Here is a 12,625-nt window from a genome sequence, read left to right on the forward strand (position 1 = left end):
ACCTGGGCGCGGTCGAACAGGCTCTCCTGCTGCCCCGGCCGACGCCGGCTCCGGAGCTGGCCCCGGCTGACGTAGGCATAGAGCGTCGCTCGCTTCACGCCGAGGCGTTGGGCCGCCTCGGTGGTGGTGATCCACTGTCTCGCTGCCACCGGCACACCTCACCTGTTGATCGGGTCAACCGTTGATGCGATCAACATTGACGATGTTGATCAATAGCGAGAAGGCTAGTCCCAACAGCCAGTGAGGGGAAGCAGAGCATGGCAACCACCGACACGATGACCCGGGCCGGCGCCTCGGGCGCGATCACCGTCCCACCCGGGCTCGCCGGCGTCATCGTCACCAACACGGAGATCGGCGACGTCCGAGGCGACGAGGGCTTCTACCACTACCGGGGCCACTCGGCCGTCGAGCTCGCCCGCCACCACGGCTTCGAGGAGGTCGCCCATCTCCTCATCGTCGGACACCTGCCCGACGCGGCGGAGCTGGCCGCCTTCCGAGCGCGCCTCGCGGGGCACCGTGCCCTGCCGTCGGCCGTCGCGGAGCTGTTGCCCGCCATCTGCCGCACCACGAGCGACTCGCTGCAGATCCTGCGGAGTGCCTTGTCCCTCTGGGGCGGAGCGACCGGCCAGCGTCCGCTCTTCGACGCCGGAGAGGATGAGCGGCTCGCCACCGCCCTCGCCGCCGTCGCGGTGACGCCGACGATCCTCGCGGCCGCCCACCGCCTCGGGCGCGGGCTCGAGCCCATCGCGCCCGACCCGTCCCTGGGTCACGCCGAGGACTACCTCCGCATGGTGAGCGGCGAGCGGCCTGCGTCCCAAGACGTCCGGGCCATCGAGACCTACCTCGTCTCGACGATGGACCACGGGTTCAACGCGTCGACGTTCACCGCTCGCGTCGTCGCGTCCACCGGCGCCGACCTCGCCGCCTGCCTCGTCGCCGCGATCGGCTCGTTCTCCGGGCCGAAGCACGGCGGCGCCCCGAGCCGAGCCCTCGAGGCGCTCGAGGAGATCGGGACGCCCGACCGGGCCGATGCCTGGGTCCGCGACCGGATCACGAAGGGCGAGCTGATCATGGGCTTCGGCCACCCGGTCTATCGCACCCGCGACCCCCGGTCGGAGATGCTGCGGGACATCGCCCGCGGCTACGACGACCCGCTCGTCGACTTCGCAACCCAGGTCGAGGACACCTTCGAGCGCGTCCTCGCCGAGCTCAAGCCCGGGCGGCAGCTGCACGCCAACGTCGAGTTCTACGCCGGGGTCGTGATGCGTCTCGCCGGCCTCGCGCCGGACCTGTTCACGCCGACCTTCTGCGTGGCCCGCGTCGTCGGGTGGGTGGCAAACGTCCTCGAGCAGAGCCACGACCCGAAGCTCATCCGCCCGTCAGCCCGCTACGTGGGTCAGCTGGCAGCGCGGGCCGGCTGAGCGGCATACCGCCCACTCGGCCCCCCGGAGGTGCGAGCATGGGCAGGACCGCCGGCGACGGTGTCGGCGCCCAAGGGAAGGAGTGCCATGCCCGCACACACCTACGGGGTCACCGAGGTCGTCGGCACGTCGGAGACGTCGATCGACGACGCCATCGCCGGGGCGATCGGCCGGGCCAGCACCACGGTGCGCAACCTCGACTGGTTCGAGGTGCAGAACGTGCGCGGCCACATCGCCGACGGACAGGTCGCGCACTACCAGGTGACGCTCAAGCTCGGCTTCCGCATCGAGGAGTGACGCCTCTCATCGGCTGAGGAGCGGCTGCCACGCGCGCCGCTCCTCCGCGCGGGGGTCCACGACGACCTCCGACGCCGAGTCGAACCTCAAGACGACCCGCTGCTCGGGCGTGTAGGCCTGCCAGCCCGGTTCGCCGGTGGTCGCGAAGGCCACCCACGCCGCATGCATCTCGGTGGCCAACGCCTGCGGCGGATTCTCACCCGTCAGGGGTCCGGACCCCTCCCGGCCGAGGGTGTCGAAGACGAAGCCGAGCTCGAGGGCGTGACTGGCCCCGAGGCCGGCGACCTCGGTGCGCCAGGCGAACTCGTAGACGTGCACCGGGGCCCCGCCCGCCCCGGCCGACTCCGCGAGGCGGACCGTCGGCAGCCAGAACGCCACGTCGGTCAGCATCGCCGTGACGACGTCTCCCGGCGACGCCGCCGGCCGGTTCGCCGAGTAGAGGTCGACGAGGTCGGTGGGCCAGCCGTAGCGCGCGGCGACGAGCGGCAGCGTCTCCGGCGTGACGGAGGCGGCGACGCCGGTGGGCACCGCGAAGAGGCGGAACTCCTCGGCGGTCGTGCCGGTCAGCAGCGGGACGGCCCCGCCACCCGCGATGACGTCGGCCGGCACCCCCGGGACGACGTCGCCGTCGATGCACGGGAAGAACCCCATGATCCCGAGCCCGGCGCGGACCGTCGTCGCCCCCCAGCGCGCCGGGTCCGAGCCCATGCTCAGCTCGAGGCCGACGGCCGTCTGGGCGTCGCGCAGGGCGTTCGGGTCGACCGAGGACAGCGCCGCTGCGGTGGCCGGGACGCCGAGCCGCGAAGCCACCGCCTCGGTCACCCGTCGCAGGTCGTCCGCCTCGGCGACCGCTGCTCCGCTGCCGCTCTGGACGATCGCCCGCCGGAAGAGCCCGCGCGCCGGGGGCGACGCCATGAGGGTGGCGACGCTCATGCCACCGGCCGACTCGCCGAAGATCGTCACGTTGCCGGGGTCGCCACCGAAGGCCGCGATGTTCTCCTGGACCCACTCGAGGGCGAGGATCTGGTCTCGGATGCCGAGGTTCGTCGGGGCATCCGGCAGCACCGGGCAGCCGGCGACGCCGAGGCGGTAGTTCACCCCGACGAGCACGACACCGTCCCGCGCGAAGGCGGAACCGTCATACGTGGCAATGGAGTTCGCTCCGCGCACGAACGCGCCTCCGGGGAACCACACCATGACGGGCAGGCCGGAGCCGCCCGCGTCCGGAGTCCACACGCTCACGTTGAGATAGTCGGGTCCGTCGAGGACCGAGCTCGGCAGCAGGTTCCCGATCGGCGGCGGGTAGGGCGCCTGCAGGGCGGTCGGGCCGTGGTGGGTGGCCTCGCGCGTCCCGTCCCACGCGGGTGCCGGCCGCGGCGCCCGGAACCGGGCGGCGCCGACCGCGGGTGCGGCGTACGGGATGCCGAGGAACCGGCTCACCCCCTCGTGCTCGGTTCCCCGCAGCTGACCCGTCGCGATGCGCACCGTCGGTTCCATGCCCGGATCGTGGCAAACCGACCGGACCCCCGCAAGGGTTCGCCGGAATGCGCAATAGGGTCCACTGCCATGGGAACCTCGTCCGCGGCGCTCGACGCCGTCCTCGTCCGCAAGCGCCTCACCCGGCTCCGGGAGGCGGCCGGGCATGCGGGCGCCTCGGCCACCGTCGTGACGCCGGGGTCCGACCTGCGCTACCTCCTCGGCGTCGCGGGCTCGTCCTTCGAACGGCTCACCTGCCTCGTCGTCCCGACCGACGGCGGCGCCCCGGTCTTCGTCTCGCCGGCGCTCGAGTATGCCGGGCTGGCCGGCCTCGGCCTCGAGGCCCTCGGGATCGAGGTGCGCACCTGGGTGGACGGGGACGACCCCTATGCGCTCGCGCTCGCCGGGACGGCCCTCGACCGCGTCGCCGTGTCGGACCTCACCCCGGCGCTGCACGCGTTCCGGCTCCGCGAGGCCGGCGCCGCGCACCAGGTTCTTGCCGGCCCGATCCTGCGCGAGCTGAGGATGCGCAAGGACCGCGCCGAGCTCGAGCAGCTCCGGCTCGCCGGCGCGGCGATCGACCGGGTGCACGCCCGCGTCGCCGAGTGGCTGCGCCCCGGCCGCACCGAGGCCGAGGTCGGCGCCGACATCGCCGCCGCGATCGTCGAGGAGGGCCACGCCACGGCGGACTTCGTCATCGTGGCCTCGGGCCCGAACGCAGCGAGCCCGCACCACTCGCTCTCCGACCGCGTCATCGAGCGGGGCGAGCTCGTCGTGGTCGACATCGGCGGTCCGCTGCCCTCCGGCTACAACTCCGACAGCACGCGGACGTATGCCGCTGGGCTGGCTCCCGCTCGCGACGTCGCGACCGCCTACGCGACCCTGCAGGCGGCGCAGGAGGCGGCCGTCGAGGCGGTGCGCCCCGGGGTGACCTGCGAGGCGGTGGACGAGGCGGCCCGCGCCGTGCTGCGCGACGCCGGCCTCGACGGGTTCTTCATCCACCGGACCGGGCACGGGATCGGCCTCGACGTCCACGAGGAGCCGTACGTCGTCGCCCGCAACGACCTGCCCCTCGAGCCGGGGATGACGTTCAGCGTCGAACCGGGCGTCTACGTGCCGGGGGAGTGGGGTGCCCGGATCGAGGACATCGTCGCCGTCACGGACTCCGCGGTCGAGCGGCTCAACAACCGGCCCCGGGACCTTATCGTCGTGTGACGCGTCGCCACTCCCGTGCCGGCCGCCCCCGAGAGGAGACGGGCGAGCGGGAGCGGGCTCAGCGGCATACCGATGCGGTGAACGACGAAGCCGGTGTCCGCGCGAAAGGGGGCATGGCAGGATCGGGCTGAGCACTGAATGCCACCACCCACGTCACGTGCAGGAGAACGCAATGCCCATCGCCACCCCTGAGGTGTACGCCGACATGCTCGACCGCGCGAAGGCCGGTTCCTTCGCCTACCCCGCCATCAACGTGAGCAGCTCGCAGACGCTCAACGCCGCGCTCAAGGGCTTCGCCGACGCGGGCTCCGACGGCATCGTCCAGATCTCGACCGGTGGCGCCGAGTACCTCTCCGGCCCCACCGTCAAGAACATGGTCACCGGCTCGCTCGCCTTCGCCGCCTATGCGCACGAGGTCGCGAAGAACTACCCGGTCAACATCGCGCTCCACACCGACCACTGCCCCAAGGACAAGCTCGACGGCTTCGTCCGGCCGCTCCTCGAGGCCTCGGCCGAGCGGGTCAGGTCGAAGGGCCCAGACGGCGGACTTCCGTACTTCCAGTCGCACATGTGGGACGGCTCGGCGGTGCCGCTCGACGAGAACCTGCAGATCGCGCAGGAGCTGCTCGCCAAGGCGAAGGCCGCCAACATCATCCTCGAGATCGAGGTCGGCGTCGTCGGCGGCGAGGAGGACGGGGTCGAGGGCGCCATCGACGACAAGCTCTACTCGACGCCCGCGGACGCCATCGCGACGATCAAGGCCCTCGGACACGGTGAGAACGGCCGCTACCTGACGGCGCTGACCTTCGGCAACGTCCACGGCGTCTACAAGCCGGGCAACGTCAAGCTGCGCCCCGAGATCCTCCTGCAGGCCCAGCAGGCGGCCGCGAAGGAGCTCGGGCTCGGCGACGACGCCCGGCCGTTCGACCTCGTCTTCCACGGCGGGTCCGGCTCGCTCGCCGAGGAGATCTCGGCCGCCGTCGACTACGGCGTCGTCAAGATGAACGTCGACACCGACACCCAGTACGCCTACACCCGTCCCGTCGCGAACTGGATGCTGCGCAACTACGACGGCGTGCTCAAGGTGGACGGCGAGGTCGGCAACAAGAAGCAGTACGACCCGCGGGCGTGGGGCAAGGAGGCCGAGGCCGGCATGGCCGCCCGCGTCGTCGAGGCGTGCCAGAACCTCCGGTCGGCGGGGACGCACCAGTGACAAGCCGATTCGGTATGCCGCTCAGCGGGGTGATCTCGTGAGCGGGGACCTGCTCGGCATCCCCGAGACGCTCCTGCCGCCGGACCCGGCGGCGGAGCGTCTCGAGGCCGGGGTCGACCCGGTGCAGGTGGCGGCCGGGCAGCCGGCGTCGTCGCTGGCGTGGGCGGTGCTCGCCGAGGACGCCCTGGCCGATGGTGACCGCGACGTCGAGGCCTACGCCTATGCCAGGACCGGCTACCACCGCGGGCTCGACGCGCTGCGGCGCGCCGGCTGGCGTGGCCAGGGGCCGGTGCCGTGGTCGCACGAGCCGAACCGCGGGTTCCTGCGGGCGCTGGGGGCGCTGGCACGTGCCGCCCGCGCGATCGGCGAGTCCGACGAGGAGGCCCGGTGCACGGAGTTCCTCCGGGCCAGCTCGACGGAGGGCGCGCGCGAGCTCGGCCTCTGACTCGAGGAGGTGGCCGGGGTGTCGATCAGCGGGATGGGCCGGTCGTCGAACGGCTACGCCCCGCTCCGGGCCTATGCTCCGATCGGAGACGGGCGCAGCGTGGCGCTCGTCGCCGAGGACGGGTCCATCGACTGGCTGGCCTGGCCCAACCTCGACTCGGCCACCCTCTTCGCAGCGCTTCTCGACGTGGATGCTGGCGGGTTCTTCCGGCTGGCCCCGGCCGGGCCCTGCACCGTTACCCGCCGCTACCTGCCGGACACCAACGTGCTGGAGACGACGTTCACGACCGCCTCCGGAGTGGCGCGGGTCGTCGACGCGCTGACCCTGCGTGAAGAGCGGCTGGGCCCGGCGCGCGAGCTGCAGCGCCGGGTCCAGGGGGTCAGCGGGACCGTCCCCATGGCGTGGGTGGTCCAGCCCCGGTTCGGCTACGGCCGGGCCCGGACCCGTCTCGGCTCCCGCGCCGGGGTTCCGGTGGCCACCTCGGGCGCCGACGCGCTCGCGGTCTGCTCGTTCGGCGCGGGGACGGCGCGCATCGAGGGCGACACGGTCCGAGGGGAGTTCGAGACGAGCCCCGGCTCACGCGGCGTGGTCGCCCTGTGCGGTGCCCACCAGGAGCCGCTCGTCCTGCCGTCCCCGTCCGAGCTCGACGCGCGGCTGGAGCACACGATCGCGGCGTGGCGGGCCTGGGCGACCGGGCGGAGCTACCGAGGAGCCTGGCGCGATCCGGTGCTGCGCAGCGCCCTGGCGCTGAAGCTGCTCGTCCACGCGCCGTCGGGTGCCGTCGCCGCAGCGGCGACGACCTCGCTGCCGGAGCAGCTGGGCGGAGAGCGCAACTGGGACTACCGGTTCTGCTGGGTGCGCGACGCCGCCTTCATCATCGACGCCCTCCTGCAGCTGGGGTGCGCCCCGGAGGCCGAGGCCTACTTCTGGTGGCTCATGCAGGCCACCCAGCTGACCCATCCGCGGCTGCATCCGCTGTACCGGCTCGACGGTGGCACCAGCACCACCGAGCGGGTGCTTCCACTCGCGGGCTACGAGAACTCGCGTCCGGTCCGGATCGGCAATGCCGCGGCGGCGCAGCAGCAGCTCGACAGCTATGGCGAGCTGCTCCAGTGCGCCTGGCTCTACGCCAAGGGCGCTGGTGGGCTCGACGCCGAGATCGGCCGCCGGCTGGCCGAGGTGGCCGACCTCGTCGGCCGGCTCTGGCGGGAGACCGATGCCGGCATCTGGGAGGTGCGCAGTGCGCCGCAGCACTTCACCCACTCGAAGATGATGTGCTGGGTGACCCTGGACCGCGCCCTCGCGCTGGCGGACCAGGGCCTGCTCCCCGACCGTCACGTCGATCGGTGGCGTCGCGAGGCCGACCTGTGCCGGGACTTCATCGAGCAACAGTGCTACTCGGACGAGCTCGGGTCCTACACGCGGTTCCCCGCGACGACGGAGCTCGACGCGAGCCTGCTGCTCGGGCTGCTGGCCGGCTACGGCGACCCGACGGGTGCGCGCTGGCACGGCACCGTCGCGGCGGTCCGTCGCGAGCTCGGCCACGGTCCCTACCTCTACCGCTACCTCGGTCAGGACGGGCTGTCCGGCACCGAGGGCGTCTTCCTCAGCTGCTCCTTCTGGCTCGCCGAGGCGCTCGCCCGCACCGGCTCCGTCGCCGAGGCGCGAACCCTGATGGACGAGCTCGTCTCGTTGGCCAACGACGTCGGGATCTACGCAGAGGAGATCGACCCCGCGACCGGTGCGTTCCTGGGGAACCTCCCGCAGGGCCTGACCCATCTGGCCCTGATCAGCGCCGCGGCGGCGATCGCCGAGATCGAGATCGCCGAGGCCGGGGTCGCAGATGCCGGGGTGGCAGAGGAGGGGCGGCCATGACCGTCGTCGGAGCGCTCGCCGGGGGCTTCGCCGGCACCGTCGTCCTGACGAGCGTGTTGCGCGCCGCGACGGAGCTGCACCTGACCCGGATCGACCTGCCCTTCCTGCTCGGCACCATCGTCACCGGCGACCGGCGCCGTGCCAAGGCGCTGGGCTACCTCGCCCACTTCCTCGTCGGCTTCGCCTTCGCCCTGGTCTACTACGCCCTTTTCGCGGTGCTCGGCCGGCGTGACTGGTGGCTCGGAGCGGTGTTCGGGCTCGCCCACGGGGTCATCTCCGGGACCGTCCTCGTCAACGTCGCCCTGCCGCTGGTGCACCCTCGGATGGGCAGCGAGCTCAGTGACGCCACCACCAACGCGCTGCTCGAGCCGCCGGGCTTCCTCGCCCGCAACTACGGGCCGCAGACGGCGCTGGCGGGCCTCGTCTCGCACGTGCTCTACGGCGTCATCGTCGCGGTCTTCGTCGGCGGCGCCTGACCCGACACCCCGGCCGCGCGTCCGGGGGTGGGGGACGAAGCCGGGGAGACCCTGAGACGGATGGGGGCCGGCCCCGATGTCGTGGCCGCGCGATCTCGCGGAGGCTGGAACCGTGCCCCAGCCGGACGACGTATCAGACCACCCCACTCGCGCCTCTACCTCGCACCAACACCCGAGAGCGAGCCTGCCCGCATGACGTCCCAGACCCTGACCCCCGAGGTGTCGACACCGACCCTCCGGCGGATCCTGCAGGTCGGGGGGTCCCTGGCGATCCTCGTGACGCTGCTCGCGCTGGTCCTGCCCGCTGTGACCGGCGCCTCCTGGCGCGCCGCGATGCACGCCGTCTCCCAGGTGCCGCTCTGGCAGCTCGTCGGGCTGACCGGCCTCTGGCTCGTGGGCCTGTGGGCCTACACCTTCGTGCTGGCCGCCTCGCTGCCCGGCCTGACGAAGGGCCAGGGCTTCGTCCTCAACCTCGTCGGCAGTGGCGTCTCGAACCTCGTGCCCTTCGGTGGGGCGGTGGGCGTCGGGGTCACGTGGGTGATGGCACGCCAGTACGGCTTCACGAACCGCGCGATCGGGCTCTACACCGCCGTCACCGGTGTCTGGAACGTCCTCGCCCGGCTGGCGCTCCCGGTCGCCGGGCTCGTCGCGCTCCTCATGGTCGGTGCCCGGGTCGACGGATCGGTGCTGCTCGCCACGAGCATCGCCGGCGGCATCTGCGCGCTCGTCGTGGTGCTCCTCGTCGCGGCGCTCGCGAGCGACCGGTTCGCCTCCCGACTCATCACCACCGCAGCATCCGCCGCCAGCCGCCTCGCGACGCTCGTCCGCCGCCCGGCCCCGCAGGGCCTCGAGGCGTCCCTCGCGAGCCAGCGCGCCAGCGCCGTCGCGCTGCTCAAGCGCGGCCGGGGCGGGCTCGTCATCGGCATGCTCGCCTACCTCGTCCTGCAGGGCGTGCTCATGTGGGCCTGCCTCGCCGTCGTCGGCAGCCACCTCGGCTGGGCGGAGGTGACCGCCGGCTACGCGCTCGGGCGGATGCTCACCACCGTCGTGCTCACCCCCGGCGGCACCGGCTTCGCCGAGACCGGCACCGCCGCGGCCCTCGTCGCCCTCGGTGGCGACCCCGTGGCGTCGGTCGCCGGCGTGCTGCTCTTCAGCTTCTTCACCTTCGTCTGCGAGATCCCCGGTGGCCTGCTCGCCTACCTGTGGCACGCACGAGCCCACGGCTGGCGGAGCGCGCCCACCGCGTCTGAGCGAGCTGAGCGGCATACGGCCTCTTCGGTATGCCGCTGAGCGGGCGATTGCTCGCCCGCTCGCCGGGCGGGTGGCTAGCCTGTCCCCATGGCGTCGAGGGGTGGGAACGACTCCGAGGAGACGGGCTTCCGGACCACGAAGATCCCCGACCGGATCTACACGGCCGAGCTCTACCGGCTGCAGGGCGAGCTCGGCAAGCTCCAGACGTGGATCAAGGACACCGGGGCACGGGTCGTGGTCGTCTTCGAGGGCCGTGACGCGGCCGGCAAGGGCGGCACGATCAAGCGGATCACCGAGTACCTCTCGCCGCGCGTCGCCCGGATCGCCGCGCTGCCCGCCCCGACCGAGCGGGAGCAGACGCAGTGGTACTTCCAGCGCTACATCGAGCACCTGCCGGCTGCCGGTGAGATGGTCCTGTTCGACCGCTCCTGGTACAACCGCGCGGGCGTCGAGAAGGTGATGGGCTTCTGCACGCCGGAGCAGTACCAGCTCTTCATGCGGCAGTGCCCGATCTTCGAGCAGATGCTCGTCGACGACGGGATCCACCTGCGCAAGTACTGGTTCTCGGTCTCCGACGACGTCCAGCTCGCCCGGTTCCGCAAGCGCCTGCACGACCCGCTCCGGCAGTGGAAGCTCTCGCCGATCGACCTCGAGTCGATCACCCGGTGGGAGGACTTCTCCCGGGCGAAGGACGAGATGATGGTGCACACGGACACGCCGGTGGCGCCGTGGCACCACGTCGCCTCGGACTCGAAGAAGCAGGCGCGGCTCAACATGATCCACCACCTGCTCTCCTCGATCCCGTATGACGAGTCGCCGGCCCCGACGCCGAAGGTCAAGCTCCCCGAACGGCTCCCGAGCACCGGCTACCAGCGGCCGCCGATGGCCGTCTCGAAGTACGTGCCCGACTGGGCCTCAACGCTGGTCGAGGACCCGGCTCGAGAATGAGTCGCGTTGCGCCGTGGGCACTTTCGCCGCGGCGGGCCCTGGTGCGAAGGGCTGAAGGGCGTCGGGGCAGGCGTCGGGCCAGGCCTTGGGTCAGGCGTCGGTCAGGCGTCGGGAGCCGGGCCCGGGGGCAGGTTGATGCGCAGCGCCCGTGGCTCGATGCGGGCCTCGAGCCACACGACGCCGGCGTGCTCGTCGCCGTCGACGTGGATCGTCACGGGCTCGTCCGTCTCGGCCCGCACCGACCGGGCGGTCGCGTAGGCGAGCCCCGGCACGTCGTGTCGCCACCGCAGCAGACCCTTGAGCGCGATCGGGACCCAGCCGACGAGGTGTGTCGGCCCGACCGCGGCGAGGTGCAGCACCCCGTCGTCGACGCGTGCGCCGGGCAGCACCTCGATCCCGAGCGGGATCCGGCCGACGTTGCCGGCCAACAGGCACCAGAGCCGCATGTCGCGGACGGGGCCGCCGTCACGGCCCACTCGCATCGGCAGGAGCGGCGCACCCAGGGTGGCCACGGCCGGCACGAAGTAGGCGACCCACCGGATGTGCTTCTTGAGCACGGGCCGGACGAGCTCGATGGTGCGCGCATCCTGGCCGACGCCCGCCATGACGACGAAGGCGCCCTCGCCGACGGCGCCGTCGGGCGTCCCCCAGCGAGCGCGGCCCAGGTCGACGTCGTGCGGCTCGCCCCCGAGGGCGATCGCGACCGAGCGCTCGAGGGAGGAGTAGGGCAGGTGCAGGTTGCGCGCGAAGAGATTGGCCGTGCCCCGAGGGACGACCCCCAGCGGGACGCCCGTGCCGGCCATCGCCCCGGCGACCTCCCGGACGGTGCCGTCGCCCCCGATGACCACGACGAGGTCCGCGCCGGCCTCGACGGCGGCTCGCGCCTGAGCGCCGCCGGGCTCGGCGACCGTGGTCTCCGCGACGTCGGGCTCGGGCCAGCCCCGGCAGAGGCACGCACGGTGCACGGCGGTCAGCGCCGTCTCGGCCGGGTCACGGACCGGGTTGTCGACGACTGCGACGCGCACGGACCCGAGTCTGCCGTAGGACGAGTGGCCTCGCAGGGCCGGTGGCGTCGCAGGACCGGTGCTGGTGCCGGGGCGGTGCTGGTGCCGGGGTGGTGGTGCGGCGGGGGCCGGCGTGCGGGTCAGGTGGTGCCCAGTCGGACGAGCAGGCCCGGCAGGCAGGTGCTGATCTCCCGCGCAAGGAACCCGACCGGTCCCTGCTGACGAGCCAGTTGCTCGCCCGCCAGGCCGTGCAGCTGCCCGCCCCAGCAGGCCGCCTGCGCCGGCTCCGCTCCGCGGGCGAGGAGGCCGGCGACGATCCCGGCCTGCACGTCGCCCGAGCCCGAGATGCCCAGGCCCGGACCGCCGGCCGACGACTCCCAGAGGCGGCCGTCCGGCGCAGCGACGATCTTGCCCGCGCCGCCGAACAGGACGACCGCTCCGGACTCGGTCGCGAGCCTGCGGGTGCAGCCGACGGGGTCCGCCGCGACCTGCTCGTCCTCGAGCCCGAGGGTCTGGGTCACCTCGGAGGGGTTGAGGGTGAGGATGGCCCGGCCGTCGAGGTGGAGCAGCCCCTGCCGGTGCGTGGTGAGATAGGCCGAGCCAACGGCGTCGATGACGAGCGGCCGGTGGAGCTGGGGAATGACCCGCTCGAGCAGGGCCACGGTGGGGTCCGGGCTGGTGAAGCCGGAGCCGACGAGCACGGCGTCCGCGCGGTCCGCCATCACGAGGATCGTCTCCGCGGCAGCCGCGTCGATGTTGCCGTCGTCGTCCATCGGGAGCGGCACCACCTGGGCCTCCGGCACAGCGACCGCCAGGGCGGCCGACACGGCGGCCGCCGTCGCGATCTGCAGCTTGCCGGCCCCCGCGCGCAGGACCGCCTCACCCGCCAGCAGCACCGCCCCCGGCGTGTGCGCCGTGCCGCCGACGACGAGCGTCCGGCCCCTCGCCTCCTTGTTATCGCCGGGCGCGGGCAGGGGCCAGGAGCGCAGTGACTCGGCGGTGAG

13 protein-coding genes are annotated in these 12,625 nt (G+C 73.0%); 9 read left to right on the top strand and 4 right to left on the bottom strand.

The window, feature by feature from the left end; all coding sequences use genetic code 11:
- The coding region (locus N864_RS26425) for a helix-turn-helix transcriptional regulator (protein ID WP_205620945.1) at positions 1–155 on the bottom strand (155 nt) is incomplete at its 3' end.
- 102 nt (positions 156–257) lie between these two features.
- On the opposite strand from N864_RS26425, the gene N864_RS13485 reads away from it, so the two are divergent.
- Both N864_RS13485 and N864_RS13490 read left to right on the top strand, forming a co-directional pair.
- A complete protein-coding gene (locus tag N864_RS13485) occupies positions 258–1,421 on the top strand; it encodes a citrate/2-methylcitrate synthase (protein ID WP_240474322.1) in 1,164 nt (387 codons plus the stop codon).
- An 87-nt stretch (positions 1,422–1,508) separates the two neighbouring features.
- Positions 1,509–1,718, top strand: coding sequence for a dodecin (locus N864_RS13490; protein ID WP_034717588.1), 210 nt, complete (start codon positions 1,509–1,511; stop codon positions 1,716–1,718).
- Between the two features lie 6 nt (positions 1,719–1,724).
- On the opposite strand, the gene N864_RS13495 is transcribed toward N864_RS13490, so the two are convergent.
- Complete coding sequence (locus N864_RS13495) at positions 1,725–3,215, bottom strand: carboxylesterase/lipase family protein (RefSeq protein ID WP_034717590.1); 1,491 nt, start codon at positions 3,213–3,215, stop codon at positions 1,725–1,727.
- A gap of 69 nt (positions 3,216–3,284) precedes the next feature.
- On the opposite strand from N864_RS13495, the gene N864_RS13500 reads away from it, so the two are divergent.
- The 7 genes from N864_RS13500 (at position 3,285) to ppk2 (ending at position 10,617) form a co-directional block, all read left to right on the top strand.
- Positions 3,285–4,409, top strand: coding sequence for a M24 family metallopeptidase (locus N864_RS13500; protein WP_034717592.1), 1,125 nt, complete (start codon positions 3,285–3,287; stop codon positions 4,407–4,409).
- Between the two features lie 172 nt (positions 4,410–4,581).
- Positions 4,582–5,622 (top strand): class II fructose-bisphosphate aldolase, encoded by a 1,041-nt coding sequence (gene fbaA / locus N864_RS13505; RefSeq protein ID WP_034717594.1) that lies wholly within the window; start codon positions 4,582–4,584, stop codon positions 5,620–5,622.
- Between the two features lie 37 nt (positions 5,623–5,659).
- On the top strand, positions 5,660–6,067 hold the full coding sequence (locus N864_RS13510) for a DUF3151 domain-containing protein (RefSeq protein WP_034717596.1): 408 nt from the start codon (positions 5,660–5,662) through the stop codon (positions 6,065–6,067).
- An 18-nt stretch (positions 6,068–6,085) separates the two neighbouring features.
- A complete protein-coding gene (locus N864_RS13515) occupies positions 6,086–7,942 on the top strand; it encodes a glycoside hydrolase family 15 protein (RefSeq protein WP_205620944.1) in 1,857 nt (618 codons plus the stop codon).
- Entirely contained in the window at positions 7,939–8,418 is a 480-nt protein-coding gene (locus tag N864_RS13520) for a hypothetical protein (RefSeq protein WP_034717598.1), read from the top strand. Before N864_RS13515 ends, N864_RS13520 begins: the two co-directional genes overlap by 4 nt.
- 192 nt (positions 8,419–8,610) lie before the next feature.
- The gene (locus N864_RS13525) at positions 8,611–9,708 is read left to right on the top strand and encodes a lysylphosphatidylglycerol synthase transmembrane domain-containing protein (RefSeq protein ID WP_051518560.1); all 1,098 of its coding nucleotides are present in this window, start codon (positions 8,611–8,613) and stop codon (positions 9,706–9,708) included.
- A gap of 48 nt (positions 9,709–9,756) precedes the next feature.
- Positions 9,757–10,617 (top strand): polyphosphate kinase 2, encoded by an 861-nt coding sequence (ppk2, locus tag N864_RS13530; protein WP_034717600.1) that lies wholly within the window; start codon positions 9,757–9,759, stop codon positions 10,615–10,617.
- 101 nt (positions 10,618–10,718) lie between these two features.
- On the opposite strand, the gene N864_RS13535 is transcribed toward ppk2, so the two are convergent.
- Both N864_RS13535 and N864_RS13540 read right to left on the bottom strand, forming a co-directional pair.
- Positions 10,719–11,642, bottom strand: a complete 924-nt coding sequence (locus tag N864_RS13535) for a diacylglycerol/lipid kinase family protein (protein ID WP_051518561.1) — start codon at positions 11,640–11,642, stop codon at positions 10,719–10,721.
- A gap of 119 nt (positions 11,643–11,761) precedes the next feature.
- The coding region (locus N864_RS13540) for an NAD(P)H-hydrate dehydratase (protein ID WP_051518562.1) at positions 11,762–12,625 on the bottom strand (864 nt) is incomplete at its 5' end.

The organism is Intrasporangium chromatireducens Q5-1 (assembly GCF_000576575.1).
In the GTDB taxonomy this organism is placed as follows: Bacteria; Actinomycetota; Actinomycetes; order Actinomycetales; family Dermatophilaceae; genus Intrasporangium_A; species Intrasporangium_A chromatireducens.

Bases quoted from the DNA above. Each gene is read 5' to 3' on its own strand.
- N864_RS13485 (WP_240474322.1), top strand. From the start codon at position 258: ATGGCAACCACCGACACGATGACCCGGGCCGGCGCCTCGGGCGCGATC.
- N864_RS13490 (WP_034717588.1), top strand. From the start codon at position 1,509: ATGCCCGCACACACCTACGGGGTCACCGAGGTCGTCGGCACGTCGGAG.
- N864_RS13495 (WP_034717590.1), bottom strand. From the start codon at position 3,215: ATGGAACCGACGGTGCGCATCGCGACGGGTCAGCTGCGGGGAACCGAG.
- N864_RS13500 (WP_034717592.1), top strand. From the start codon at position 3,285: ATGGGAACCTCGTCCGCGGCGCTCGACGCCGTCCTCGTCCGCAAGCGC.
- fbaA (WP_034717594.1), top strand. From the start codon at position 4,582: ATGCCCATCGCCACCCCTGAGGTGTACGCCGACATGCTCGACCGCGCG.
- N864_RS13520 (WP_034717598.1), top strand. From the start codon at position 7,939: ATGACCGTCGTCGGAGCGCTCGCCGGGGGCTTCGCCGGCACCGTCGTC.
- N864_RS13525 (WP_051518560.1), top strand. From the start codon at position 8,611: ATGACGTCCCAGACCCTGACCCCCGAGGTGTCGACACCGACCCTCCGG.
- ppk2 (WP_034717600.1), top strand. From the start codon at position 9,757: ATGGCGTCGAGGGGTGGGAACGACTCCGAGGAGACGGGCTTCCGGACC.